This window comes from Streptomyces griseocarneus (assembly GCF_014655595.1).
In the GTDB taxonomy this organism is placed as follows: domain Bacteria; phylum Actinomycetota; class Actinomycetes; order Streptomycetales; family Streptomycetaceae; genus Streptomyces; species Streptomyces griseocarneus.
On record NZ_BNBL01000001.1, the window covers coordinates 249,091 to 275,774 of the forward strand.

20 protein-coding genes are annotated in these 26,684 nt (G+C 69.8%); 15 read left to right on the plus strand and 5 right to left on the minus strand.

Features of this window, described 5'->3' with window-relative positions; genetic code table 11:
- Positions 1-47: 47 nt before the first annotated feature.
- From acnA to IE295_RS01040, 4 genes are all read left to right on the plus strand, one after another.
- Positions 48-2,759 (plus strand): aconitate hydratase AcnA, encoded by a 2,712-nt coding sequence (acnA, locus tag IE295_RS01025; protein ID WP_190061473.1) that lies wholly within the window; start codon positions 48-50, stop codon positions 2,757-2,759.
- 213 nt (positions 2,760-2,972) lie between these two features.
- Positions 2,973-3,245: a hypothetical protein gene (locus IE295_RS01030; protein ID WP_190061474.1), complete on the plus strand. Its 273-nt coding sequence runs from the start codon at positions 2,973-2,975 to the stop codon at positions 3,243-3,245.
- A gap of 30 nt (positions 3,246-3,275) precedes the next feature.
- On the plus strand, positions 3,276-3,617 hold the full coding sequence (locus IE295_RS01035) for a hypothetical protein (protein ID WP_190061475.1): 342 nt from the start codon (positions 3,276-3,278) through the stop codon (positions 3,615-3,617).
- Between the two features lie 94 nt (positions 3,618-3,711).
- The gene (locus IE295_RS01040; protein ID WP_190061476.1) at positions 3,712-4,989 is read left to right on the plus strand and encodes a zinc metalloprotease; all 1,278 of its coding nucleotides are present in this window, start codon (positions 3,712-3,714) and stop codon (positions 4,987-4,989) included.
- On the opposite strand, the gene IE295_RS01045 is transcribed toward IE295_RS01040, so the two are convergent.
- Together IE295_RS01045 and IE295_RS01050 are read right to left on the minus strand one after the other, a co-directional pair.
- Entirely contained in the window at positions 4,979-5,179 is a 201-nt protein-coding gene (locus tag IE295_RS01045; RefSeq protein WP_190061477.1) for a DUF397 domain-containing protein, read from the minus strand. The genes IE295_RS01040 and IE295_RS01045 overlap by 11 nt on opposite strands.
- Positions 5,163-6,008: a helix-turn-helix domain-containing protein gene (locus tag IE295_RS01050; protein ID WP_224322938.1), complete on the minus strand. Its 846-nt coding sequence runs from the start codon at positions 6,006-6,008 to the stop codon at positions 5,163-5,165. Before IE295_RS01050 ends, IE295_RS01045 begins: the two co-directional genes overlap by 17 nt.
- Before the next feature lie 80 nt (positions 6,009-6,088).
- Here IE295_RS01050 and IE295_RS01055 point away from each other — a divergent pair, with 80 nt between their 5' ends.
- A complete protein-coding gene (locus IE295_RS01055; protein ID WP_224322939.1) occupies positions 6,089-7,246 on the plus strand; it encodes a serine hydrolase domain-containing protein in 1,158 nt (385 codons plus the stop codon).
- Between the two features lie 57 nt (positions 7,247-7,303).
- Here IE295_RS01055 and IE295_RS01060 read toward each other — a convergent pair whose 3' ends face one another.
- Together IE295_RS01060 and IE295_RS01065 are read right to left on the minus strand one after the other, a co-directional pair.
- Complete coding sequence (locus IE295_RS01060; protein ID WP_190061480.1) at positions 7,304-8,269, minus strand: FG-GAP repeat domain-containing protein; 966 nt, start codon at positions 8,267-8,269, stop codon at positions 7,304-7,306.
- A 134-nt stretch (positions 8,270-8,403) separates the two neighbouring features.
- Positions 8,404-12,291, minus strand: a complete 3,888-nt coding sequence (locus tag IE295_RS01065; RefSeq protein WP_190061481.1) for a GH92 family glycosyl hydrolase — start codon at positions 12,289-12,291, stop codon at positions 8,404-8,406.
- Positions 12,292-12,834: 543 nt separating this feature from the next.
- Between IE295_RS01065 and ngcE the strand changes: the two genes are divergently transcribed.
- From ngcE to IE295_RS01110, 9 genes are all read left to right on the plus strand, one after another.
- Positions 12,835-14,271: an N-acetylglucosamine/diacetylchitobiose ABC transporter substrate-binding protein gene (gene ngcE, locus IE295_RS01070; RefSeq protein WP_190061482.1), complete on the plus strand. Its 1,437-nt coding sequence runs from the start codon at positions 12,835-12,837 to the stop codon at positions 14,269-14,271.
- A gap of 13 nt (positions 14,272-14,284) precedes the next feature.
- Entirely contained in the window at positions 14,285-15,202 is a 918-nt protein-coding gene (locus IE295_RS01075; RefSeq protein ID WP_190061483.1) for a carbohydrate ABC transporter permease, read from the plus strand.
- Positions 15,202-16,149 (plus strand): carbohydrate ABC transporter permease, encoded by a 948-nt coding sequence (locus IE295_RS01080; protein ID WP_190061484.1) that lies wholly within the window; start codon positions 15,202-15,204, stop codon positions 16,147-16,149. Before IE295_RS01075 ends, IE295_RS01080 begins: the two co-directional genes overlap by 1 nt.
- Before the next feature lie 223 nt (positions 16,150-16,372).
- Positions 16,373-17,575, plus strand: a complete 1,203-nt coding sequence (locus IE295_RS01085; protein WP_308013099.1) for an ROK family transcriptional regulator — start codon at positions 16,373-16,375, stop codon at positions 17,573-17,575.
- A gap of 159 nt (positions 17,576-17,734) precedes the next feature.
- Positions 17,735-18,841, plus strand: coding sequence for an ABC transporter substrate-binding protein (locus tag IE295_RS01090; RefSeq protein WP_190061486.1), 1,107 nt, complete (start codon positions 17,735-17,737; stop codon positions 18,839-18,841).
- Between the two features lie 123 nt (positions 18,842-18,964).
- Positions 18,965-19,756, plus strand: a complete 792-nt coding sequence (locus tag IE295_RS01095) for an ATP-binding cassette domain-containing protein (RefSeq protein WP_190061487.1) — start codon at positions 18,965-18,967, stop codon at positions 19,754-19,756.
- On the plus strand, positions 19,753-21,060 hold the full coding sequence (locus IE295_RS01100) for a sugar ABC transporter permease (RefSeq protein WP_190061488.1): 1,308 nt from the start codon (positions 19,753-19,755) through the stop codon (positions 21,058-21,060). Before IE295_RS01095 ends, IE295_RS01100 begins: the two co-directional genes overlap by 4 nt.
- Positions 21,061-21,296: 236 nt before the next feature.
- Positions 21,297-23,234 carry a 1-deoxy-D-xylulose-5-phosphate synthase gene (gene dxs, locus IE295_RS01105; protein WP_190061489.1) on the plus strand — a complete coding sequence of 646 codons (1,938 nt, stop codon included), beginning with the start codon at positions 21,297-21,299 and terminating at the stop codon, positions 23,232-23,234.
- Positions 23,235-23,440: 206 nt separating this feature from the next.
- Complete coding sequence (locus IE295_RS01110) at positions 23,441-24,961, plus strand: amino acid permease (RefSeq protein WP_190061490.1); 1,521 nt, start codon at positions 23,441-23,443, stop codon at positions 24,959-24,961.
- Positions 24,962-25,020: 59 nt separating this feature from the next.
- Here IE295_RS01110 and IE295_RS01115 read toward each other — a convergent pair whose 3' ends face one another.
- The gene (locus IE295_RS01115; protein ID WP_190061491.1) at positions 25,021-25,413 is read right to left on the minus strand and encodes an NYN domain-containing protein; all 393 of its coding nucleotides are present in this window, start codon (positions 25,411-25,413) and stop codon (positions 25,021-25,023) included.
- Between the two features lie 124 nt (positions 25,414-25,537).
- Between IE295_RS01115 and IE295_RS01120 the strand changes: the two genes are divergently transcribed.
- Positions 25,538-26,641, plus strand: a complete 1,104-nt coding sequence (locus IE295_RS01120; RefSeq protein WP_190061492.1) for a PLL family lectin — start codon at positions 25,538-25,540, stop codon at positions 26,639-26,641.
- Positions 26,642-26,684 lie beyond the last annotated feature (43 nt).

Sequence of the window (26,684 nt, forward strand, 5' to 3'; positions counted from 1 at the left end):
CGGCAGGATTGCCGCAGTACGCGAATTCATGCATGAAGGAGACTGTCGTGTCGGCGAACAGCTTCGACGCCCGCAGCACGCTGCAGGTGGGCGACGAGTCGTACGAGATCTTCAAGCTGGACAAGGTCGAGGGCTCCGCCCGCCTGCCCTACAGCCTGAAGGTGCTGCTGGAGAACCTGCTCCGCACGGAGGACGGCGCGAACATCACCGCCGACCACATCCGCGCGCTGGGCAACTGGGACTCGCAGGCCCAGCCCAGCCAGGAGATCCAGTTCACGCCGGCCCGCGTGATCATGCAGGACTTCACCGGTGTGCCCTGTGTCGTCGACCTCGCCACCATGCGTGAGGCCGTCAAGGAGCTCGGCGGCGACCCGGCGAAGATCAACCCGCTGGCCCCGGCCGAGCTGGTCATCGACCACTCCGTCATCGCCGACAAGTTCGGCACGAAGGACGCCTTCGGCCAGAACGTCGAGCTGGAGTACGGCCGCAACAAGGAGCGCTACCAGTTCCTGCGCTGGGGCCAGACCGCCTTCGACGAGTTCAAGGTCGTCCCCCCGGGCACCGGCATCGTCCACCAGGTGAACATCGAGCACCTGGCCCGCACGGTCATGGTCCGCAACGGCCAGGCCTACCCCGACACCCTCGTCGGCACCGACTCGCACACCACCATGGTCAACGGCCTCGGCGTGCTGGGCTGGGGCGTCGGCGGCATCGAGGCCGAGGCCGCGATGCTCGGCCAGCCGGTCTCCATGCTCATCCCGCGCGTCGTCGGCTTCAAGCTGACCGGTGAGCTCCCGGCCGGCACCACCGCCACCGACCTCGTCCTCACGATCACCGAGATGCTGCGCAAGCACGGCGTCGTCGGCAAGTTCGTCGAGTTCTACGGCGAGGGCGTCGCCGCCACCTCGCTGGCCAACCGCGCCACCATCGGCAACATGTCGCCGGAGTTCGGCTCCACCGCCGCGATGTTCCCGATCGACGGCGAGACGCTGAAGTACCTCAAGCTCACCGGCCGCTCCGAGCAGCAGGTCGCGCTCGTCGAGGCGTACGCCAAGGAGCAGGGCCTCTGGCTCGACCCGGCCGCCGAGCCCGACTTCTCCGAGAAGCTCGAGCTCGACCTCTCCACGGTCGTCCCCTCGATCGCCGGCCCCAAGCGCCCGCAGGACCGCATCATCCTGGCCGAGGCCGCCGCGCAGTTCGCGCAGGACGTCCGCAACTACGTCGACGAGGTCGACGAGGCGGGCAAGGAGTCCTTCCCGGCCTCCGACGCCCCGGCCATCTCCGGCGCCCCGTCGAAGCCGGTCACCGTGACCGCCCCCGACGGCTCGACCTACGAGATCGACCACGGCGCCGTCACCGTCGCCGCGATCACCTCCTGCACCAACACCTCGAACCCCTACGTCATGGTCGCCGCGGCGCTCGTGGCCAAGAAGGCGGTCGAGAAGGGCCTGACCCGCAAGCCGTGGGTCAAGACCACCCTCGCCCCGGGCTCCAAGGTCGTCACCGACTACTTCGACAAGGCGGGCCTGACCCCCTACCTCGACAAGGTCGGCTTCAACCTCGTCGGCTACGGCTGCACCACCTGCATCGGCAACTCCGGCCCGCTGCCGGAGGAGGTCTCCAAGGCCGTCAACGACCACGACCTGGCCGTCACCTCGGTGCTCTCCGGCAACCGCAACTTCGAGGGCCGGATCAACCCCGACGTCAAGATGAACTACCTGGCCTCCCCGCCGCTGGTCGTCGCGTACGCCATCGCGGGCTCCATGAAGGTGGACATCACCAAGGACGCCCTGGGCACGGACACCGAGGGCAACCCGGTCTTCCTCAAGGACATCTGGCCGTCCGAGGCCGAGGTCAACGACGTCGTGGCGAACGCCATCGGCGAGGACATGTTCAACAAGTCCTACCAGGACGTCTTCGCGGGCGACGCCCAGTGGCAGGCCCTGCCGATCCCGACCGGCAACACCTTCGAGTGGGACACCGAGTCCACCTACGTCCGCAAGCCCCCGTACTTCGAGGGCATGACGATGGAGACCACCCCGGTCACCGACATCACCGGCGCCCGCGTGCTGGCGAAGCTCGGCGACTCGGTCACCACCGACCACATCTCCCCGGCCGGTGCCATCAAGGCCGACACCCCGGCCGGCAAGTACCTCACCGAGCACGGTGTCGAGCGTCGTGACTTCAACAGCTACGGCTCGCGCCGAGGCAACCACGAGGTCATGATCCGCGGTACGTTCGCCAACATCCGCCTGCGCAACCAGATCGCGCCGGGCACCGAGGGCGGCTTCACCCGCGACTTCACGAAGGACGGCGCCCCCGTCTCCTTCATCTACGACGCCTCGCGCAACTACATCGAGCAGGGCATCCCGCTGGTCGTCCTGGCCGGCAAGGAGTACGGCTCGGGCTCGTCCCGCGACTGGGCCGCCAAGGGCACCGCGCTGCTCGGCGTCAAGGCCGTCATCGCCGAGTCCTACGAGCGCATCCACCGCTCGAACCTCATCGGCATGGGCGTCCTGCCCCTGCAGTTCCCCGAGGGCGCCTCGGCCGAGTCCCTCGGCCTGACCGGCGAGGAGACCTTCTCCTTCACCGGCGTGACCGAGCTCAACGAGGGCCGCACGCCCCGCACGGTCAAGGTCACGACCGACACCGGCGTGGAGTTCGACGCGGTCGTCCGCATCGACACCCCCGGTGAGGCGGACTACTACCGCAACGGCGGCATCATGCAGTACGTGCTGCGCTCGCTGATCCGCAAGTAAGCGGTCCGGCACAGCGGTTGAGGGCCGCACCCCGTCACGGACGGGGTGCGGCCCTCTCGCGTTCCGGCTGCGCGTTCCCCTCTGCACTCTCCCGGGGCATAGGCCAACACGACCGGGTGATCAGGGGGTTGAGAATGTGTCGCCCATTCCGCACCGGGTTAGGCTCCCGGCCGGGATGACGCGAGATGTCGTCCCTGAGGGAGGGATGAAGCGATGGGATCCGCCGTCACCTTCGGGGAACTCGGCCGGCTTTCCGGCGAAGAGCTTCCCGCGCGGATCGCGCTTTCGAGCGTGTTACTGCCCGCGGGCACCGACCAGCCCGTGTATCCGACACTGGTGAGAACGGAACACGGAACGACGGTGGCCTACGCCTGCCAATACCGGCAGGACGCGGGCAGCCCCGGCCTTCTCGTCGCACTGGGACTCGCTCCCAGCTCTCCCGGCTACAGCACCACGTGTATTCCTGCGGCCATCTCCAGCCGCTGACCGCCGCTTTTTCGAGAAGGGGTACGGAAAATGGAAAACGCCATCAGCTTCGAGGAACTCGACAACATCGCGGGCGAGGTGCTGCCCGAGCGGACCGTCATGGGCATCATCGCCACGCCGCTCGCCTTCGCCGACCCCGGCCCCAACGGATCGGGTGCGGGCGCGGGTGCCTCCAGCAGCAGCGCCGCGTCGGGCGGAGGCGTGGGAGGCGTGTTCGCGCCCCCGGCCGACCACCACGGCACCACGATGCTCGCGGCCTGCCAGGCCGTCGACCGGCAGGGCACCCCGGGCCTGCTCGGCTCGCTCGGCCTGCCGTCCACGAACCCGACCACCAGCATGACCTGTATGCCCACGGCCATCTCCACCCACTGATCGCCTAGCGGCTCGCCCGCACCCTCGGGGAAGGGCCGGAGCCGGAACCCTCCGGCCCTTCCCCGCCACCTCGCCGATGTCACGGAGAGCACCCATGGCCCAGGAACCCACGCTGGTGGCCGGCATGGAACTGGTCGGAGAGTTCGAGGGCTCCGGCTACCGGGAGCCACCCCAGCTGGTCTGCCGCCCCGACGGCCAGATCGTCCGGCTCCCCGCCCTGCTCTACCAGGTCGTACGGGCGCTGGACGCCCCTCGCCGTTCCGGACGGGAACCCGTCATGACGGAGGTGGCCGGCGAACTCCGCCGCGAGACCGGCCGGGAGTTCACCTCGGAACACGTCGCCTTCCTGCTCGACAAGAAGCTCGCCCCCCTCGGCATCACCACCTACAGCGACGGCACGCCCCCGCCCCCCACGCCCAAGAGCGACCCGTTCCTCGCCTTCCGGTTCCGGCTGGCGGTGCTGCCGGAGCGCGTCACCTGGTTCCTCTCCGGCCTCTTCGCCTGGCTCTTCAGCCCGCTGCTCGTCGCGGGCCTCCTCGGCGCGTTCGTCGCCGGCGAGGCATGGCTGTGGACGACCCAGGACACCGGAGCGGCGCTGCAGACCGTGCTCTCCTCCCCGGCCAGCGTGCTGCTCGTCGTCGCCCTGGCCATCGCCTCCTGCGTATTCCACGAAATGGGCCACGGCGCGGCCTGCCGCTACGGAGGCGTACGACCCGGCGCGATGGGCTGCGGAATCTATCTGGTGTGGCCCGCCTTCTACACCGACATCACCAATTCGTACCGGCTGGGCCGCGCGGGGCGCATCCGCGCCGATCTGGGCGGCGTCTACTTCAACGCCCTCTTCGTCCTGGGCCTGCTCGCCCTGTACGCCTCGACCGGAAACCCGCTTCTGCTGGTGGCGATCCTCTCCGTCCACCTCGAAATGATTCAGCAGCTTCTTCCCACGCTGCGATTCGACGGCTACTACATCGTCGCCGACCTCATCGGCATTCCCGACCTCTTCAAATACATCGCCCCGATTCTGAAGCGGGTCGTGCTTCGCCGTCCGGCCGACGAGCGGCTTGCGGCTCTCAAACGATGGCCGCAGATCGTCGTCGCGGTGTGGGTGCTGTTCCTGATCCCGGCGCTCTCCCTGCAGCTGGGCATCCTGCTCGTCAACCTGCCGCAGCTGCTCCAGGCGGACTGGGAGCGGATCACCCTGCTCATCGCGAACGCCGGCACATCCGGCAACGTGGCCCTCGGCATGCTCTCGGCCTGCCTCCAGTCCCTGCTGCTCGTACTCCCGCTCGCCGGCCTGACCCTGGCCCTCGCCCGCCCGGTACGGTCCCTCATCCGCCGTGCGGGGCGACGCGGTACGTCGCCTAGCGCTTGAGGGTTCGGACGAAGACCGCCCAGGCGGTGGCCGGGAAGACGAGCGTCGTCCCCTGCGGTGCGGTCTTGGTGTCGCGGACGGGGACGATGCCGGGGAGGTTGTCGGCAATCTCGACACAGTTGCCGCCGTCTCCATTGGTATACGACGACGTGCGCCACTTGGCCGCGCTTAAGTCAATTGTGGTATTCATGAGTTGTCCATTCCTCAGCCGCCGACCCGATCAGGCCCAAGGAGGCCTCAGGCGACAGCGCCGTGGCCCTGGCCAGATCGTATGCCGATTGAAACTGGGCGACCAGGGCCGGGTCTTCGATGAGTTGGCCGCTGTACGCACTTTCGGTGTAGACGACGGGTGGCGCGTCGCTGAACTCCATCAGTGAAACCATGGTGTTCATGAACGGATGCGGTCCGGCGGCGAATGGCAGCACTTGCAGTACGACGTTGGGACGGTTCTGCACCGTCTCGACGAGATAGGTGAGCTGTTCGCGCATGGTGGCAGGACTGCCGACAGTTACGCGAAGCGCCGATTCGTGAATGATGGTCCAGTCCACGGGCGCGGTAGGGCCGTCGAGCAGCTGTGCTCGCTCCAATCGGGCGCTGACGAGTTGTTCCACCACCTGTTGGCCGGCGAACCGCCGCGATGCCCGGGTCAGCGCCCGTGCGTATGCCTCTGTCTGCAGCAGTCCTGGGATGAACATCGGCGAACACTCGCTGATCGTCCTCGCCTGTCGCTCGAGCTCCGCCGCGTCCGCGAAGTAGTCGGCGACCTTCGTGGTGCGAGCCAGCCGGCACAGCCGCTGGAGGTGCTTGCCGCTCCCCAGCACGTCGTCGAGCAGCTCGGACACCTCCGGCTGGGGCCGTCTGATCGCCGCCTCGAATTGACCGATGTACGAGCCGGAGCAAAAGACGCGCTGACCGAGCTGTTCCTGTGTGAGACCGGCCTCCTCGCGCAAGCGACGTAGCTCCGAGCCGTAGAACGCTCGAGCGTCGGCGTACGGGTCCGTGTTCCTGTGCTGGGTCACCGTGCCAGCGTAGCCCTCGCCGTCACGCAATTCCCTCGGATCGCTTAGTATCGCGAACAGTCGAACTCCTGGGGGAATAAGTGAAATTGAGGCTCCGGTCCTTCGCGGCAATGGCCGCGCTCGCCATCGCGCTGACCGTCCAACCCGCGACCGCGGCCCCGGCCGCGCCAGCCGGCGAACTGGACGCCCACGCCCTGCAGTCGGCGCTCGACAAGCTGACCGCGGCCGGCGCTCCCGCCGCGCTTGCCGAGGTGCGGGTGGGGGACAAGACATGGTCGGGGGCCAGTGGGGTGCGGGACACGCGTACCAAGCGTCCCGCCCGGCCCGGTGACCGCTACCGCATCGCCAGCGTGACCAAGTCGATGGTTGCGACCGTCGTCATGCAACTCGTCGACGAGGGGCGGCTGAAGCTCGACGATCCGGTGGCGAAGCGCGTGCCGGGCCTTCTGCCGTACAAGGAAACGATCACGCTGCGGCAGCTGCTCAACCACACCAGTGGTGTGCCGAATTACTTCGACCAGCTGTATTCGGGGACGGGCGACAAAGAGCTCGAGGAGATGGAGCGGAACCGCTTCCGCTATTTCCCGTCGCGCGATCTGATAAAGATGGCGGCCGGAAAGCCGCTGGTGTCCCCGCCCGGCAAGGAATTCCACTACTCGAACACCAATTACCTGATCCTGGGCCTGGTGGTGGAGAGGACGACCGGCCGTCCGCTCGCGACCGAACTGGAGAAGCGGGTGTTCCGGCCGGCGGGCATGAAGGACACCTCGTACCCCGTCGTGAATCCGTATCTCACCGGTCCGCACGTCAACGGGTACCACCTGGTCGAGGGCCGGCCGCTGCGGGACGTCACGGACTACACCCCGTCGGTGTGGGGCGCCGCGGCGGGCGCGGTGTCGACCAACGCGGACCTCAACCGGTTCTTCCGGGCCCTGTCCGACGGCACGCTGCTCTCTCCGGCGCGGTGGGCGGAGATGCGGGAGTTCACGGTGGCGCCGTACGCGCTGGGGGTGGTGCCCGGGGGTGATCTGTGCCCGGCGCGTCCCGGGGAGTACCTGTGGGGGAACACGGGCAACGGGTTCGGCTACCGGACGATGACGTTCAGTTCTCCGGACGGCCGGCGTCAGCTGAGCTTCAGCTGGACGCTGTCGGTGTCCGAGGTGGACGGCCCGCCCGCCGTGAGCAAGGCGGTGAACGACCTGGTGATGGCCGCCGTGGGCGCCACCTGTCCCTCGTAGCGAGGATGCGAGAAGGGCCGCACCCCCCGACCGGGGGGTGCGGCCCTCGCGTCATGCTCAGAACATCCAGCGGTACTGGTTCCAGCCGGAGTTGCCGATCTTCACGCGGGACTTGAAGGGCGACGAGGCGTCGCCCGTGCCCTTGTAGAGCCACAGCGAGCCGTCGCCGTTGCGGGCGATCATGTCGGAGCGGCCGTCGAGGTCGACGTCACCGGTGGCGACCAGCTCGTTGAACTGGTTCCAGCCGGGGCCGATCTTCGTGCGGGCCTCGAACGGCTTGGTGGAGTCGCCGGTGCCCTTGTAGAGCCACAGCGCGCCGTCCTTGTCGCGGGCGACGATGTCGGTCTTGCCGTCACCGGTCAGGTCACCGCGGCCGGTGATCTCGGTGAACTGGCCCCAGCCCGGGCCGACCTTCTTGCGGCCGGACAGCGAGCCGTCGGCGTTGGCCACGTAGAGGAACAGCACGCCGGAGCGGTCGCGGACCAGGATGTCCGACTGCTTCGAGCCGCCCAGGTTGCCGGGGGAGAAGAACGAGTCGTACTGGCCCCAGTCGTCGGCGACGCGCTTTCCGGCGCCGCCGTCGGAGTACCAGACCTCCTCGGCCTTGCTCAGGACGTACGTGCCGTCGGCGACGCCGTTGCCGTCGTGGTCGACGTGGGTGGCCGCGCGCATCGAGTCCCAGCCGGTGTCGATCAGCTCGCGGGAGGTCAGGCCGCCCTTGCCGTCGGGGCCGTAGAAGTACAGCTCGCCGGAGTCGTTGACCGCGCCGAGCGGCATGACCGGGGCCTTGGCGGTGGGGGCGACCACCGCGCGGGGGGCCGCCAGGCCCTTGGCGCCGCTCTGCTGGGCCGGGGCGGCGGAGACCTTGGCCAGGCCGCGCGCGGCATCGCGGGCGGCGGTGGAGCCCGCCGGGGAGGCCGCCATGGCGGTCCCGGCGGTGGTACCGGCCAGGGTTGCGGCTATCGCCGCGGTGACGAGACGCGACAGTGCGCGCCCGCGCGAACGGCCGGAAGATCGAGCCATGTATTGCTCCATCAGTTCGAAAGGAAATGTCGCGGTACGCCCGGATAAAGCCGGGCGCTCCACGTGATCAGCGCGATCCTTTCACACTACGTTTACAGGTCAACCGCTTTGGGTAGCTTTTATGACCCGTACCGTCAGGCCCCCTTGCTCCCCAGCAGTTCCACCTCCGCGAGCACGGCCTCGCCGCCGCCCAGCGGCTCCAGCCGGTAGTGGCGGTAGGCGCCGGGGGAGCGGAGCCGGAAGACGCGGGTCTGCCGGTCCCAGGCGAAGGTCTCGTCCGCGCGGCGGTCGACCTCCTGCCAGGTCTGCCCGTCCGCCGAGCCCGCCAGCACCCAGCCGCGCGGCGCCTTGGCGCGGTCGGCCGAGGTGAGCGTGTAGGACTCCACCCGGGCCGCGGGGGCGACCTCGAAGCGGGTGGTCGTGAACGTCGCCTCCGTGCGGGAGCTGTCGTCGGTCAGGGCCGTGCCGCCCGGCACGGTCATGTCCGCCGGCGGCACCGGCACCTTGTCGTCGCGGGTGACGGAGGTGGGGCCGGCGTCCTCCGCCGAGCCCCACGACGACGGCCGGGGGCCCATGGTGAACTCCAGCGTGCCGCCCTGCGCCAGCAGGGCGTGCGGGAGGGCGGTGGAGGTCCAGGGCCGGCCGTTGAGGCGCACGTCCTGGACGTAGACGTTGCGGGCGCCGTTGCCCGGGGCCTTCACGACGAGGTCGCGGCCGTTGTCCAGGTGGAGGGTGGCCTTGGTGAAGAGCGGGGAGCCGATGGCGTACTCGCCCTGGCCCATCACCAGCGGGTAGAAGCCCAGCGCACCGAAGACGTACCAGGCCGACATCTCGCCGTTGTCCTCGTCGCCCGGGTAGCCCTGGCCGATCTCGCTGCCGAGGTAGAGCCGCGAGAGGACCTCGCGGACCTTCTCCTGGGTCTTCCACGGCTGCCCGGCGGCGTCGTAGAGGTAAGCGATGTGGTGCGAAACCTGGTTGCTGTGCCCGTACATGCCCATGCGCACGTCCCGGGCCTCGGTCATCTCGTGGATGACGCCGCCGTAGGAGCCGGCGAACTTCGCCTCCCCGGTCTCGGGGGTGGTGAAGTAGCCGTCGAGCTTCTTGGCCAGGCCCGTGCGGCCGCCGTACAGCGCGGCCAGGCCCCGGGTGTCCTGGGGGGCGGTGAAGGCGAAGTTCCAGCCGTTGGTCTCGGTGTAGTCGTGGCCCCACACGCGCGGGTCGTAGGCGCCGGGCGTAAGCCGCCAGGCGCCGCTCGCGTCCCGGCCCTGGAAGAAGCCGGTCCGGGTGTCGAAGAGCCTGACGTAGTTGCGGGCGCGGCCCAGGAAGTACTCCGACTCCTCCAGGTAGCGCGCCTTGTGCGTCCGGTCGTACAGCGCCCGGCCCATCCTCGCCAGCCCGAAGTCGTTGAGGTAGCCCTCCAGCGCCCAGGAGACGCCCTCGCGGGTGGCGGTGCTCGTGTAGCCGAGGAAGACCGAGGTGTCCATGCCCTTGCGGCCGGTGCCGGGGCGCTCGGGCGCGACGGTCGCGTTCTTCAGCGCGGCCTCGTACGCCGCCTCCGCGTCGAAGGAGACGCCCTTGACGTAGGCGTCGGCGAAGGCGACGTCCGAGCTGGTGCCGGTCATCAGGTCGGCGTAGCCGGGGGAGGACCAGCGGGAGATCCAGCCGCCGTCCTTGTACTGCTGGACGAAGCCGTCGACGAGCCGTCCGGCCCGCTTGGGGGTGAGCAGGGCGTAGGCGGGCCAGGTGGTGCGGTAGGTGTCCCAGAAGCCGTTGTTGACGTACACCTCGCCGTCGACGATCTTCGCGCCGGTGGCGGTGGGGGTGTTCTCGCCCGCGGGCGGGGAGAAGGGGCTGGCGTAGCGGGGGCGCGGGCGGGTGCTGGAGCCGGTGTTCTCGAAGCCGGAATTGGGATACAGGTACAGGCGGTAGAGGCTGGAGTAGAGCGTCGTGAGCTGGTCGCGGGTGGCGCCCTCGACCTCGACGCGGCCGAGCACGGCGTCCCACGCGGCGCGGGCGCGGTCGTGGACCCGGGCGAAGGAGGCGCTCGCCGGGATCTCCTGCTCGAGGTTGGCCCGGGCCTGGTCGGTGCCGATGAGGGAGGTCGCCAGGCGCAGCGTGACCGTGCGGTCCCGGCCGGCGTCGAAGCGCAGGTAGCCGGTGACGCCCTCGCCGTTGCCGGGGCCGTCGCCCTTGAGCTTGCCGCTCGCGGTGACCGGCCGGTCGAAGACGCCGTAGACGAACAGCCGGCCGGCGCCCGTGGACAGCCCGCTGCGGACGTCGGAGTAGGCGGTGAAGGAGCGGCGGTCGGCGTCGAGGGTCAGCCCGCCCTGGTTCTTGACGTTGTCCAGGAGGACGGACGCGTTGTCGCCGGGGAAGGTGAAGCGCATCATCGCCGCGTGGTCGGCGGGGGCGATCTCGGCCTTGAGGCCGTTCTCGAAGGTGACGCCGTAGTAGTGGGGTCTCGCGCTCTCGCGCTCGTGCCTGAAGGGCAGGGCGCGGGCGCCGCGCGCGGCGTCGGGGGTGCCGGCCGCGGCCGAGGGCATGACCTGGAAGGTCTGCCGGTCGCCCATCCAGGGGCTGGGCTGGTGGCTGGCGGCGAAGGCCTGGACGGAGGGGAGGTTGGCCGCGTTGTTGGTGGCCGCGTACTGGTAGAGCCAGTCGGTGGAGCCCGCGTTGGTGACCGGGGTCCAGAAGTTGAAGCCGTGCGGGACGGCGGCCGCGGGGAAGGTGTTGCCCCGGGAGAAGTTGGAGCTGGAGTTGGTGCCGCGCGTGGTCAGGGCCCAGTCCGCCGGGTGGGCAGGGGGCCGCTGCGCCGGGGCCGGGGCGATGGAGATGTCGTCCACCCAGCCGCGGAACTTCGCCGGGCCCACCGGGGAGTCGTAGGCGATCAGGATCCGCTCGACGGTCTTGCCGGCGGCCACGGCCCCGATGTCCGCCTCCTTGTTGTTCCACTGGTTGACGTAGAGCGTCTTGGAGGCGGCCTGCCCCTGCGGCGTCAGCTCGGCGCCGTGCTGGTCGACGGCGCCGAGCCGGCTCAGGTACGTGCCGTCCGTGAAGGCCAGGTCGAGCGAGACGTGGGTCGCGGGGTAGCGGGCGTCGGCCTCGGGCAGCGCGGGGAAGACCTTGTACGCCAGCAGGGTGTTCCGGGTGACCTTGGTGTTCACCGCGAAGACCTTGTTGTACGAGTAGCCGCGGCCGGTCGCCTGGTGCATGCCGCCGTAGCGCAGGGCGTGGGTGCCGGTGAAGCCCGCGCGGTTCTTGGCCGTGGGGGAGCCGGTGGGGCCGCGGTCGATGTGGCTGCGCATGTCGGCGGGCGGCGGGGTGCCGCCGCCGGCGGTGGCCAGCTGCACCTCGGCGAGCTGGAGGATGGGCTCGCCGCTGTTGCGGGTTATCTCCAGCCGGAACTGCCGGTAGGGGACGGTGCCGTTGAAGGCGAACTCCCGTGTCTGCAGGCGGCTTTCGAAGCTCTCGTCGTGGCGGTTGTCCAGCACCGTCCAGTTCTTGCCGTCGTCGGAACCCTTGAGCGTCCAGTCCCTGGGGTCGCGGCCGGGGGCGTCGTTCGCCGAGGTCAGCGCGTACCGTACGGCCTTGACCGGCTCGGACAGCTCGAACTCCAGCCAGGCGGACCGCTCGAAGTCGAGCCACTTGGTCGCGCTCTCGCCGTCGATCAGGTTCTCCTTCACCTCGCCCGCCTCGGCGTGCTCGCCGCTGGCGCGGACGGTGGTGACCTTGTCCGTCACATTGCCGGGGATGCCGCTGGTGTCGTCGCCGTCCACCCCGGCGGAAAGCCGCCGTCCGTCGCGGTCGGTCTCGACGGCGTTGCGCCAGTCGGGCTGCGGCTCGCCCGCCTCGAAGGAGGAGGCGAAGCGCTCGGTCGGGGCCCCCTTGGGCCCTTCGGGTGAGGCCGCCACGCCCAGGGCTCCTTGCGTGACCTGAGCGGTCGTCATCACTACGGTGGCTGCGAACAGAGCGGTGGGGCGGGCGAGCGTACGCCATCGGAGGTACCCGAGTCTGTGTCGCATCCCTTGCCTCTCCACAAAGCCGACAACGTTGTCATACAAGCCGCGCAGTGTTAAGTAGGGCGTGAGACACCAGTGGTGTCAAGGGTCTCGGCGCTGGTGTCGCCGGCCGGGCGCACGGGGGTCGCGGGCGGCGCGCCGGGGGGTCGCGGGTGGTGCTCCGCGAGGTCGTGAGCGGTTCGCCACGAGGTCTCAACTCGGGAAAGACTCACGGTCGAAGCCGCTTTCGATCTTGCCCAGTTGATCGAAGTGGACTATACCTGTCGGCGTCCGGGCGGGACTTCGGGCCGCCGCGCGGACTGCGCACGTCACGCACACCCCGCACTTCCGGTTTCATGCACGTCACGCACTTCCGGTTTCACGTACGTCACGCACTTCCGGTTTTTCGCACACCCCGCACATCCGGTTTCACGCACATCTCGCACACCCGGTTTCACGCACATCCAGCTTCAACCGACGCGCGGTGTCGGGCCCTTCGTCGACGGCGAACGCCCTGGGGGAGAGGTGTCACACCGCCTGAGTCCTGGAGAAGGCGAGGACTTGAGCATGGGATCCACCCCGGAATACGGCCGGCGCGACCTGATCAAGCGAGCGGCGGCGATCGGCCTGATCTCGGTGCCGGCCATGAGCGCCCTCAGCGCCTGCGCGAGCGGCGGCGACGGCGACGGCGGCAAGCAGGTGGACAAGGGGAAGAAGAGCGAGAAGAACCCGCTCGCCGTCAACGAGAAGGCGGCCCTGGAAGTCGTCATCTTCGACGGCGGATTCGGCCAGCAGTACGCCAAGGATGCGGAGGCCGAATACCGCAAGGCCTTCCCCGACGCCCAGGTCAAGCACTCCGCCACCCAGGAGATCCAGACCCAGCTCCAGCCCCGCTTCAACGGCGGCACCCCACCGGACCTCATCGACAACTCCGGTGCCAAACAAATGGACATGGGCACCCTCGTCGGCAAGAACCAGCTCACCGACCTCACCGCCCTGCTGGACGCGCCCTCCTACGACGACCCCGCCAGGAAGGTGCGCGACACCCTGCGCCCCGGCGTGGTGGAGATGGGGCAGTTCGAGGGCAAGGAGACCTGGATCCTCTACTACGCCTACACCGTCTACGGCGTCTGGTATTCGAAGACCAATCTCCAGAAGCTCGACGCGCAGTACCCCGAGACCTGGGACGAGATGCTCAAGGTCTGCGAGGCCGCGAAGAAGAAGGGCATCGCCGGCTGGACGTACGCCGGCAAGTACCCGTACTACGTGCCGTTCAGCCTCTACCCCTTCATCGCCAAGATCGGCGGTGTCGAGGTGCTGAAGAGAATCGACAACCTCGAGCCCAACGCGTGGAAGGACCCGGCCGTCAAGGCCGCCTTCGAGGCGTACTACGAGCTCTACAAGAAGGGCTACATCCTCCAGGGCTCCCCGGGCCTGACCCACATCGACTCGCAGACCGCCTGGAACCAGGGCAAGGCGCTGTTCCTGCCCAACGGCTCCTGGGTGGAGAACGAGGCGAAGAAGACCACCCCGCAGGATTTCCGGATGGCGGTGGGGGCCCCGTCCAGCCTCGACAGGAACAGCGACAAGATGCCGTTCGGCACCCTGTGGGCCTCCGGCGGCGAGCCGTTCATCGTGCCGAAGAACGCCCGCAATCCGCAGGGCGGCATGGAACTGCTGCGCGTCATGCTGGGGAAGAAGTCCTCCCAGAACTTCATCAAGTCCGTCTCCTCGCTCACCTCGCTCAACGGCGGCACCGAGGGTCTGACCCTGCCGCCGGGCCTGGCCTCCTCGCAGGAAGCGCTCGACAAGGCCGGTAAGAACGTGGTCAATCCGCGGCTGCAGGACTGGTACGTCGCCCTGCAGAAGGAGAAGATCGGCGTGGCGGCGATCGGCGAGATGATGGCGGGCCGCCTCACGCCCGACGAGGCCATCACGAAGATCCAGCGCTTCGCCGACGAGACCGCCAAGGACGACTCGGTCAAGAAGTACCGGCACAAGTGAGCGGTGGCGGCCCATGCAGCACGGTAAGTACCGCTTCATCGCGGGATTCCTGGTCCTCCCCCTGGCGATCTACGGCATCTTCGTCATCTCGCCGTTCGTCCAGGCGATCTACTACTCCTTCACGGACTGGACCGGACTGAGCCCGGACTTCCGCGTGACCGGTACCGAGAACTACCGGCGGCTCTGGAACGACGACGTGTTCTGGACCTCCGTCGGGCACAACGTCCTGCTGCTGCTGGTGCTGCCGCTGGTGACGATCGGACTCGGACTGTTCTTCGCCTTCATGCTCAACGTCGGCGGCCGCCGCAGGAAGAACGCGGCGGTCGCCGGAGTGCGCGGCTCCGGCATCTACAAGGTCGTCTACTTCTTCCCGCAGGTGCTCTCGATCGCGATCGTCGCCCTGCTGTTCCAGTTCGCCTACAACCCCAACAGCGGCGCCCTGAACTCCTTTCTGAGCGCCGTCGGCCTGGACTCCGTACGCCCGGAATGGCTGGGCGACCCGGACCTGGCGCTGTGGTGCGTGATGGCGGTGATGGTCTGGAGCAACGTCGGCTTCTACGTCGTGCTGTTCTCGGCCGGAATGAGCTCCATTCCCCGGGACTTCTACGAGGCCGCCCTGCTGGACGGCGCCAACCGCCTGCAGACCTTCTTCCGGATCACCCTGCCCCTGCTGTGGGACACCGTGCAGACGGGCTGGGTCTACATGGGCATCATGGCGCTCGACTCGTTCGCCGTGGTGCAGATCATGACCATCGGGCCCGGCGGGCCGGACTACTCCACCGAAGTGCTCTCCTTCTACCTCTACACCAAGGCGTTCCGTGACGGACAGGCCGGATACGCGACCACGCTCGGGGTCGCGCTGCTCATCGTCACGCTGATCTTCGCGGGCATCGTCATGAAGCTCGGCCGGCGCGAGCGACTGGAGTACTGATGCGCGTACGTACGACCCGTTCCACCGCCCGTTCCGCCGCTCGCTCCACGGGCGCGTCCGGCATTCCGGCGCAGCGCGGGAAGCGGGCGGAGGGCCCGCGCGGCAGCCGCGTCGGCAGCGAGGGCGGCCTGCTCAACGTCTTCTCGCACGGCGTCCTCCTGCTGTGGGCCCTGATGGTCACCCTGCCCCTGCTGTGGGCGGTGATGAGTGCCTTCAAGACCGACAAGGAGATCTTCACCTCGCCGTGGTCGCCCCCGAGCGGCCTGCACGTCGACGCCTGGGGCCGGGCCTGGTACCAGGCGCACATGAGCCAGTACTTCCTCAACTCGCTCATCGTGGTGGCCGGTTCGCTGGCCGGCACCATGCTGCTGGGGTCGATGGCGGCCTATGTGCTGGCCCGCTTCGAATTCCCCGGCAACCGCTTCCTCTATTACCTCTTCGTCGCCGGAATGAGCTTCCCCATCATCCTGGCGCTCGTGCCGCTGTTCTTCGTGATGGAGAACATGCACCTGCTCAACACCTATCCCGGGCTGATCCTCGTCTACATCGCCTATTCGCTGCCGTTCACCATCTTCTTCCTCAGCGGCTTCTTCCGGACGCTGCCCACCTCGGTCGCGGAGGCGGCACTGATCGACGGGGCGTCGCACACCCGTACGTTCTTCCAGGTGATGCTCCCCATGGCCCGGCCCGGCCTGATCAGCGTGGGGATCTTCAATTTCCTGGGGCAGTGGAACCAGTACCTGCTGCCGACGGTGCTGAACGTGGGGGACGACGACAAGAAGCTGCTGCCCCAGGGGCTGGTGGCGCTCGCGGTCAGCCAGGGGTACAAGGGCGACTGGTCCGGGCTCTTCGCCGGACTGGTCATGGCGATGCTGCCGGTCCTCGGCGCGTACATCGTCTTCCAGCGCCAGGTCCAGGCCGGGCTGACGGCGGGGGCGCTGAAGTAGGCGGGCCGGCCGTTCCGGCCGGTGCGGCGGTGGGGCCGGGCCCGGGGCGCTCCGGGCCCCCGCCCTACGATGGGGCCTCAATGTGGTTGCAGGCCTTGACGGGCTGTCCCCCTCGCGGCTGAGCTTAGAGTTCAGATGTTGTATGGATGGCCGGGCTTCAGTGTCGCAGTCCGGCCCATGGGACGGCGGTCGTGCCGTCCCGGCGAGGTGGGAGTGGATGGGCGTGGAGACTCCGGGGTCGCAGTCGTCGCTGCACCGGGCCAACCTGGAGCGGGTCGTGCGCGCGGTGCGCATGGCGGGGTCGCTCACCCAGGCGGAGATCGCCCGGGCCACCGGGCTGTCGGCGGCCACGGTCTCCAACATCGTCCGGGAGCTGAAGGACGGCGGGACGGTCGAGGTGACGCCCACCTCCTCCGGCGGGCGGCGGGCCCGCAGCGTCTCGCTCTCCGGTGACGCCGGGATCGTCGTGGGCGTCGACTTCGGCCACACCCACCTGCGGGTGGCGATCGGCAACCTCGCCCACCGGGTGCTGGCCGAGGAGGCCGAGCCGCTGGACGTGGACGCCTCCGCCGCGCAGGGCCTGGCCCGGGCGGAGCACCTGGTCAAGAGCCTGATCGCGGCGGCGGGCATCAGCCCGGACAAGATCGTCGGGGTGGGGCTCGGTGTGCCCGGGCCCATCGACGTGGAGTCCGGGGTGCTGGGCTCGACCGCGATCCTGCCGGGGTGGGCGGGCACCAACCCGCGTGACGACCTCGCCGCCCGCCTGGGCGTGCCGGTGCACGTGGACAACGACGCCAACCTCGGCGCCCTGGGCGAGCTGGTCTGGGGTGCCGGCCGGGGTGCCGCCGATCTGGCGTACATCAAGGTCGCCAGCGGTGTGGGCGCCGGACTGGTGATCAACGGGCAGATCTATCGGGGGCCGGGCGGCACGGCGGGCGAAATCGGGCACATCACCCTGGACGAGTCGGGTCCGGTGTGCCGTTGCGGCAACCGCGGCTGCCTGGAGACGTTTACGGCCGCCCGGTATGTCCTGCCGTTGCTGCATTCGGCTCATGGAGCCGACCTGACCATGGCCAGGATGGTGCAGCTCGCGCACGACGGTGACCCCGGCTGCCGGCGGGTGATCGCGGACGTAGGCCGGTATATCGGCAGCGGCGTGGCGAATCTGTGCAATCTGCTCAATCCCAGCCGGGTCGTGCTCGGCGGGGACCTCGCCGAGGCGGGCGATCTCGTGCTCGCGACCATCCGCGAGTCCGTCTCGCGCTACGCGATTCCCAGCGCGGCACGGCAGTTGGAGGTCGTGCCGGGCGCGCTGGGCGGCCGGTCGGAGGTGCTGGGCGCGCTGGCGCTCGTCCTCAGCGAGATGGGCGACTCGACCCTGCTGGACGACGCCGGGGCCGGGCACGCCCCCGCGTTCGGCCGCTGACGCATGCCCGTATTGCGTCGTTCTTGAGTTCAAACAGATAACGAATGGCATCGTTGCCATCTCGTTAAGGATTTACTTCTTGACGGTCACTTGGCGGCCGAGTTGACTTCCAGCCACCTCGGCCGCAACGACGCGGCCTCGTCAGGGAGGTATCTGCACGTGAATTCTCATCTGCGTCGGGCCGCGATCGCCGTTGCCGCCGTTTCCATGGCCGCCGGGCTGGCCGCTTGTGGCAGCGCCAAGGAAGCGGCGGGCGGGGAAAAGAAGAAGGACAAGGACGGCCCGCTGACCATCGGCCTCCTGCTCCCGGAGAACCAGACCGCGCGTTACGAGCGGTTCGACAAGCCGCTGATCGAAAAGAAGATCAAGGAATTGGCGGGCGCGGACACCGTCGTCCTCTACGAGAACGCCAAGCAGGACGCCTCGGTCCAGCAGCAGCAGGTCGACACGATGATCACCAAGAAGGTCGACGCGCTGATCGTCGACGCGGTGGACGCGAAGTCGATCGCCTCCTCGGTGAAGAAGGCCAACGACAAGGGCATCCCGGTCGTGGCGTACGACCGTCTGGCCGAAGGCCCCATCAAGGCCTACACCTCGGTCGACAACGAGCGCGTCGGAAAGATCCAGGGCGAGTCGCTGCTCAAGGAGCTCGGCGACAACGCCTCCAAGGGCGAGATCGTGATGATGAACGGCGCGATCACCGACCCGAACGCCAAGATGTACAAGGACGGCGCCCACTCCGTACTCGACGGCAAGGTCAAGGTCGGCAAGGAGTACGACACCAAGGAGTGGAAGCCGGAGAACGCCAACGAGAACATGAAGGGCGCCATCTCCTCGCTGGGCAAGGAGAACATCGTCGGCGTCTACTCCGCCAACGACGGCATGGCGGGCGGCATCATCACCGCCATGAAGAGCGCCGGCTTCGACAAGCTCCCGCCGGTCACCGGCCAGGACGCCGAGCTCTCCGCCGTCCAGCGCATCCTCGCCGACGAGCAGTTCATGAGCGTCTACAAGCCCTACAAGCCCGAGGCGGACGCGGCGGCCGAGCTGGCCGTCTCCCTGGCCAAGGGCAAGGGCGCCGAGAGTGTCGCCAAGTCGACCGTCGACAGCGGCACCCAGAAGAAGATCCCCGCCGTCATCGTCACCCCCTTCGCGCTGACCAAGGCCGACATCGGGAAGTACGTCGGCAAGGAGGGCTTCTTCGGCCTCGACGAGATCTGCACCGACAAGTACAAGGAGCAGTGCGAGAAGGCCGGGCTGAAGTAGCCCGCCGAAGCAGTCCCCCCGCTCCCCCCTCTCGAGACTCCGTCCGGCGCCCTCCCCCCGGCGCCGGACGGAGCACCCCCGCCGATCAGGCGGAGCAGTCCGCCCCGTGAGGCGGCGAAGGAGATGATGCACGTGTCCGCTACGCCCGTGCTGGCGTTGCGCGGGATCTCCAAGCGGTTCGGCGCCGTCCAGGCGCTCACCGACGTAGAGCTGGAGATCCACGCCGGTGAGGTGGTCGCCCTGGTCGGCGACAACGGCGCCGGCAAGTCCACCCTCGTCAAGACCATCGCCGGAGTCGGCCCCGCCGACGACGGCGTCATCGAGTGGGACGGCCGCCCCGTCACCGTGGACCGGCCGCACGCCGCCCAGGAACTGGGCATCGCGACCGTCTACCAGGACCTCGCCCTGTGCGACAACCTCGACGTGGTCGGCAACCTCTTCCTCGGGCGCGAGATCGTCCGCGCCGGGGTGCTCGACGAGGTCGAGATGGAGCGCCGCTCGCGCGAGCTGCTCTCCACCCTCTCCATCCGGATCCCCAGTGTCCGGATCCCCATCGCCTCGCTCTCCGGCGGGCAGCGGCAGACCGTCGCCATCGCCCGCTCGCTGCTCGGCGAGCCCAAGATCGTCATCCTCGACGAGCCCACCGCCGCGCTCGGCGTCGAGCAGACCGCCCAGGTCCTCGACCTCGTCGAGCGGCTGCGCGAGCGGGGCCTCGGCGTGATCCTCATCAGCCACAACATGGCCGACGTCAAGGCCGTCGCCGACCGGGTCGCCGTGCTGCGCCTGGGCCGCAACAACGGCACGTTCGACGTCGCGACGACCTCGCAGGAAGAGATCATCTCCGCCATCACCGGCGCCACGGACAACGCCGTCACCCGCCGCAAGGCCCGCACGACCGCGGAGGGCACCAAGTGACCACCGACCTGTCCAAGGACCCCAAGGACCCCCAGGACGCCCCGCAGGAGCCCCAGGACACCCCGCAGGCCGCCGCGGCCGCCGTCACCGCGGTCGACCCGCGCCTGCTGGTCCGCCAGGAGGGCTTCGCCGGCTACTGGAGCGAGTTCCGCCGCAAGCTGCGCAGCGGCGATCTGGGCTCGCTGCCCGTGGTGGTCGGGCTGATCGTCATCGGCCTGGTCTTCCAGCTGCGGGACTCCGCCTTCCTCGGCGCCGAGAACCTCTCCAACCTCTTCGTCACCGCCTCCGGCACCGGCCTGATCGCGGTCGGCATCGTCTTCGTGCTGATCCTCGGTGAGATCGACCTGTCGGTGGGCTCGGTCAGCGGCCTGGCGTCCGCCACCTTCGCCGTCCTCAACGTCAACCACGGCATGCCCGAGTGGCTCGCCCTGGTCCTCGCGATCCTCTCCGGCACCCTCGTCGGCGCGCTGCACGGCTTCTTCTTCGCCCGCATCGGCGTGCCCGCCTTCGTGGTCACCCTGGCCGGCCTGCTGGGCTGGAACGGCCTGATGCTGCAGGTGCTGGGCGCCAACGGCACGATCAACCTCGACGACTCCGGCCTGGTCGCGGGGCTGACCAACCACTACTTCAGCGACGTCGCGGCCGCCTACGGGCTGGCCACCCTGAGCGTCGTGGCGTTCCTGCTGGTGTCCCTGCGCGACAGCAAGCGGCGCGAGGCGGCCGGCGTGCCCAGCCGCCCGGTCAGCGAGATCGTCCTGCGGACCGCCGCCCTGGCGGTGCCCGCCTACGTGGTGGCCTGGCTGTTCAACGAGTACAAGGGCCTGCCGCTGGCCGTGGTGATCTTCCTCGGCGTGGTGGTCGCGCTGGACTTCGTGCTGCGCCGCACCTCCTACGGGCGCAAGGTCTTCGCCCTGGGCGGCAGCGTCGAGGCGGCCAGCCGGGCCGGCATCAACGTCTCGGCGGTCCGGATCTCCGTCTTCGCGCTCTCCGGCACCATGGCGGCCCTCGGCGGCATGTTCCTCGCCTCCCAGATCAACGCCGCCAACCAGTCCTCCGGCGCCGGCAGCCTGCTGATGAACGCCATCGCGGCGGCCGTCATCGGCGGCACCAGCCTCTTCGGCGGCCGCGGCAAGACCTGGTCCGCGCTGCTGGGCGTGCTGGTGATCCAGTCCATCGCCTCCGGCATGGCCCTGCTGGGCATCGCCTCGGCCGTCCAGTACATGATCACCGGTGCGGTGCTGCTGGCCGCCGTCGTGATCGACTCCGTCTCCCGCCGAACGCAGAAGACGGCCGGACGGGCGTAGGGGCGGCCGGACGGGCGTAGGGCTCGTACGGACGAACGGGTGGCCCGGACCGCTGTGGTCCGGGCCTTCCGCACGATTTTCGGCCGGTTTGGCGGCCCGCTGGGCCGATCGCGTGACATAGGTCGCATCACCCGTTCATCGCCACTGCGGGCGGAACATTAGACTCGACGGATCTAGAAGCTTCTAGGAGCTTCTGCAAGCTTCTGTAAGCCGACAGCTCGATGAAGGAGGCACGGGTGGCCCTGCTGACCCGCATCAGGGAACCGCGCGACCTGGACCGGCTGAGCCCGGAGCAGCTCGACCGGCTGGCCGGGGAGATCCGCACCTTCCTCGTCGACGCCGTCTCCAAGACCGGCGGTCACCTGGGCCCGAACCTCGGCGTGGTCGAGCTGACCATCGCCCTGCACCGCGTCTTCGACTCGCCCAAGGACAAGATCCTCTTCGACACGGGCCACCAGGCCTACGTCCACAAGGTCCTCACCGGCCGCCAGGACTTCTCGAAGCTGCGCGCCAAGGGCGGCCTGTCCGGCTACCCCTCGCGCGAGGAGTCCGAGCACGACGTCATCGAGAACAGCCACGCCTCCACGGTGCTGGGCTGGGCCGACGGCCTCGCCAAGGCCAACCAGGTCCTGGGCAAGGACGACCACGTCGTCGCGGTCATCGGCGACGGCGCCCTGACCGGCGGCATGGCCTGGGAGGCGCTGAACAACATCGCCGTGGCCAAGGACCGCCCGCTCGTGATCGTCGTCAACGACAACGAGCGCTCCTACGAGCCCACCATCGGCGGCCTGGCCAACCACCTGGCGACCCTGCGCACCACCGACGGCTACGAGCGCTTCCTGGCCCGCGGCAAGGACCTCCTCGAGCGCACTCCCGTCCTCGGCAAGCCCCTCTACGAGACGCTGCACGGCGCCAAGAAGGGCCTGAAGGACTTCATCGCCCCGCAGGGCATGTTCGAGGACCTGGGCCTGAAGTACGTCGGCCCGATCGACGGCCACGACATCGAGGCCCTGGAGTCCGCCCTGCAGCGCGCCAAGCGCTTCGGCGGCCCCGTCCTCGTGCACTGCCTCACCCAGAAGGGCCGCGGCTACAAGCACGCCGAGCAGAACGAGGCCGACCGCTTCCACGGCATCGGTGCCATCCACCCCGACACCGGCCTGCCCGTCGCCTCCGGCGGCGCCAGCTGGACCTCCGTCTTCGCCGACGAGATGGTGAAGCTCGGCAAGGAGCGCGAGGACATCGTCGCCATCACGGCGGCCATGATGCAGCCCGTGGGCCTGGGCAAGTTCGCCAAGGCCTTCCCCGAGCGGGTCTACGACGTCGGCATCGCCGAGCAGCACGCCGCCACCTCCGCGGCGGGCCTGGCCACCGGCGGCCTGCACCCGGTCTTCGCCGTCTACGCCACCTTCCTCAACCGCGCCTTCGACCAGGTCCTGATGGACGTCGCCCTGCACAAGTGCGGCGTGACCTTCGTCCTGGACCGGGCCGGCGTCACCGGCGACGACGGCGCCTCGCACAACGGCATGTGGGACATGTCGATCCTCCAGGTCGTCCCCGGCCTGCGCATCGCCGCCCCGCGCGACGCCGACCAGGTCCGCGCCCAGCTGCGCGAGGCCGTCGCCGTCAAGGACGCGCCGACCGTCGTGCGCTACTCCAAGGGCACCGTCGGCCCGGCCGTCGAGGCCGTCCGCCGCGTCGGCGGCATGGACGTCCTGCGCGAGCCCGCCGAGGACACGGCCCGCCCGGACGTCCTCATCGTCTCCGTCGGCGCCCTCGCCCCGATGTGCCTGGAGATCGCCGACCTGCTCGACAAGCAGGGCATCTCCTCGACCGTCGTCGACCCGCGCTGGGTCAAGCCCGTCGACGAGGCCCTGCCCGGCCTCGCCGAGAAGCACCGCGTCGTCGTCACCGTCGAGGACAACGGCCGCGTCGGCGGCGTCGGTTCGGCCGTCGCCCAGGCGCTGCGCGACGCCGGCGTGGACCTGCCGCTGCGCGACTTCGGCATCCCGCCGCGCTTCCTCGACCACGCCTCCCGCAAGGAGGTCATGGCCGAGATCGGGCTGACCGCCCCCGACATCGCCCGTCAGGTCACCGGCCTCGTCGCCAAGCTCGACGGACGCTACGAGGACACCCCCGAGGACCCGGCCGAGGCCGCCGGAGTCGTCCGGGACTGACGCCCACTCACATCGCCGTGCCGCAGGGGCCGGCCGTACCGCCTTCCGGGGCTGGTCCGGTCGGCCCTTCCGCATGGATGCGCCGGACCTCCATCGGGTGAATCCTGGACGGGGTGGCTGTGGCCGCCCGAGTACGGCCCCGATCATCGCGGACACTCGCTCAGTTCAGGGAGGACGAGTGACGCCGAGCAGGTGGAGGTGAGCCGATGAGCACAGCGCATTCCGACCGGAGCGGCCGCGGCAGGAGCGGCATCTTCCGGACCAAGACCGTGGAGCAGTCCATCCAGGACACCGAGGAGCCGGAGCACGCCCTCAGGAAGGACCTCTCCTCGCTGGACCTGACCGTGTTCGGAGTCGGCGTCGTCATCGGCACCGGCATCTTCGTCCTCACCGGAAAGGTGGCCAAGGAGAACGCCGGGCCCTCGGTGGCCCTCGCCTTCGTCCTCGCCGGCATCGTGTGCGGGCTCGCCGCGCTGTGCTACGCCGAATTCGCCTCCACCGTCCCGGTGGCCGGGTCCGCGTACACCTTCTCGTACGCCTCGCTCGGCGAACTGCCCGCCTGGATCATCGGCTGGGACCTCATCCTGGAGCTGGCGCTGGGCTGCGCCGTGGTGGCCGTCGGCTGGTCCGGCTACATCCAGTCGCTGATGGCCAACGCCGGCTGGCACCTGCCCGGGCCGCTGACGGGGGCTCATGACGGCACGTTCGGCTTCGACATCCTCGCCTTCGCCCTCGTCCTGGTGCTGACGGGCATTCTGGTCGCCGGAATGAAGCTGTCGTCGCGGGTGACGGCGGTCGTGGTCGGCGTGAAGGTCACCGTCGTCCTCATCGTCATCATCGTCGGCGCCTTCTTCATCAGCGGCAGCAACTACGAGCCGTTCGTCCCGCCTTCCGAGAGCGCACCGTCCGGCGGCGGGCTCGCCGCCCCGCTGGTGCAGGTGATCTTCGGCTTCACCCCCTCCAACTTCGGCGTCATGGGCATCTTCTCGGCCGCCGCGGTCGTCTTCTTCGCCTTCATCGGCTTCGACATCGTCGCCACCGCCGCCGAGGAGACCCGCAACCCCCAGCGCGATCTCCCGCGCGGCATCCTCGGCTCCCTGCTCATCTGCACCGTGCTCTACGTGGCCGTGTCCATCGTCGTCACCGGCATGCAGAAGTACGACCAGCTCTCCGTGAAGGCACCGCTCGCCGACGCCTTCAAGGCCGCCGGGCACCCGTTCTGGGCCGGGCTGATCAGCTTCGGCGCGGCCGTCGGCCTCACCTCCGTCTGCATGATCCTGCTGCTGGGGCAGAGCCGGGTGTTCTTCGCCATGAGCCGCGACGGCCTGCTGCCCCGCTTCTTCTCCACCGTCCACCCCCGCTACGGCACGCCCTACCGCTCGACGATCCTCCTCGGCGTCGTCGTCGCCGTGGTCGCGGGCTTCACCTCGATCGACGTGCTGGCCGAACTGGTCAACATCGGCACGCTCTTCGCCTTCATCGTCGTCGCCATCGGCGTCGTCATCCTGCGCCGCACCCGGCCCGAGCTGCCCCGCGCCTTCCGCACCCCGTTCGTGCCCTTCGTCCCCGTGCTGTCCGTCCTGGCCTCGCTGTGGCTGATGCTGAACCTGCCGTCCGAGACCTGGGTGCGGTTCGCCGTGTGGATGGCCATCGGCGTCGTCGTGTACTTCCTCTACGGGTACCGCCGGAGCCGGGTGAACCAGCCCGACCGGCGGCCCACCGTCTGATCCCGTCCTCGCCGTCCGTGCCCCGCCCGGGGCGCGGACGGCCCCACGGTCCCGCGGCCTTACGGCCGTACCGTGCGCGGCCCCGTCACCTCGGCGCCCAGCGCCCCGACCCGCTCCCGCAACCGGCGGTCCGCGGTCACCACCACACAGCGCCGGCCCGCCTCGCGGCCGGCCACCACCTCCACCACGCGGTCGTCGCCGCTGCCGTCGGCCGCCGTCACGCGCACCCCCGGCACCGGCTCCACCCCGCGCGCCGCGCCCTCCACCACCAGCACGACCTCCAGCGGCCCCGGCAGCGGAGGGTCGATCGCCGCCGGAGGCAGCCCGGACTCCGCGTACGCCACCAGCGCGTCGCGCAGCCGCCGCGCCGCGCCCGGCCGGTCGCGCCACCAGCCGTCGGGCACGGATCCCACGACGTTGGCGGCGTCCACGACAAGAAGGGGGACCGTCATGGCGACAGCCTCGCACGGGCCGGACGGGCCCGGCGCGTGCCCCCGACGGCCCGGCAGCCACGGGGAAGCGCAATGTTATTGTCGAGGGTCGACAAAAAGCTCCAAGAGAGGCTGGCAGCGAGTCATGGCAGTGCGGACGTCCACCCCCACCACCGGCTGGTTGCTGCGGGGCAAGGACGGACGGCTGACGGCCTACGCGCCCGCCACCGGGGGGCTCGTCCGCTGGACCGAGACGCGCCCCGGCGGCCCCGAGTGGACCGGCCCCGAGCGCTTCGAGGTGCCGGGCCTGGAGCCCTACCTGTCCATAGCGCAGAGCCCCGAGGGCTACGTCAGCCTGGCCGGACTGCGCCGCCGCGCCCACGACGACGGCCGCGCCGAGACCGACGTGGTCTACACGACCCAGTTCCAGCCCGGCCGCGCGCTGACCACCTGGCGCTCGATCGGCACCCCCTACGGCCAGGACTGGCAGCGCGCCGACCAGATCGGCGCCCCCACCGCGGTCGTCGACCGCGTCGGCCTGCACGTCTTCGTCCGCAACGCCGGCGGCGGCGTCTGCGGCCGGCGCCAGGACGCGCGCGGCATCTGGGGCGCGTGGGCGGACATGAAGGGCAGTCACGTCCTCGACACGATGTCCGCCGCCGTCACCGCCGAGGGGCGCGTCGAACTCCTCGCCCCGGCGAGCGAGTTCGTCCTGCGCTGGCGCCAGGAGGAGCCCGGCGGCCCGCTGCGGCGCGTCCTGAACACCCCCGCCAAGCCCCTGGCGGGCTCGGCCTCCTCGGCACCCACCACCGACGGCGCCATCGCCCACTTCTGGCGGGACTCCGCCGACCGCGTCCTGCACGTCCAGCGCCCCGCGGCCCCCACCGGCCCCGGCAGCCAGGAGGGCGCCGAGGCCCCCGCGCCCGTGGCCGTCCCCTCCCTCGGCGGCGACGCGAGCGGCCCCGTGGCCGTGCTGCGCACCGCCCTCGACGGACGGGAGTGCACGGTCCTGGCCCAGCGCGCCGGCTCCGGCCTGCCCGCCGTGACCGCGTACGCCGGCCAGGAGGACGAGGCCGTCGAGGCCACCTGGTCCGAGACCGGCGAGGAGTGCGTGGGCGCGCCGGCGCTGGCCCTGGACGCCAAGGGCCGCGTGGTGGTCGCCGCCATCGCCCCGGACGGCACCCTGCGGATCGCCCGCCAGCGCGTGGACGAGCCGGGGCTGGCGCTGGGGCCCTGGGTGCGGGTGTAGGACCCCGGGTAGGGGCCCCGGCCGCGGCCCCGCCCGTTCCGTG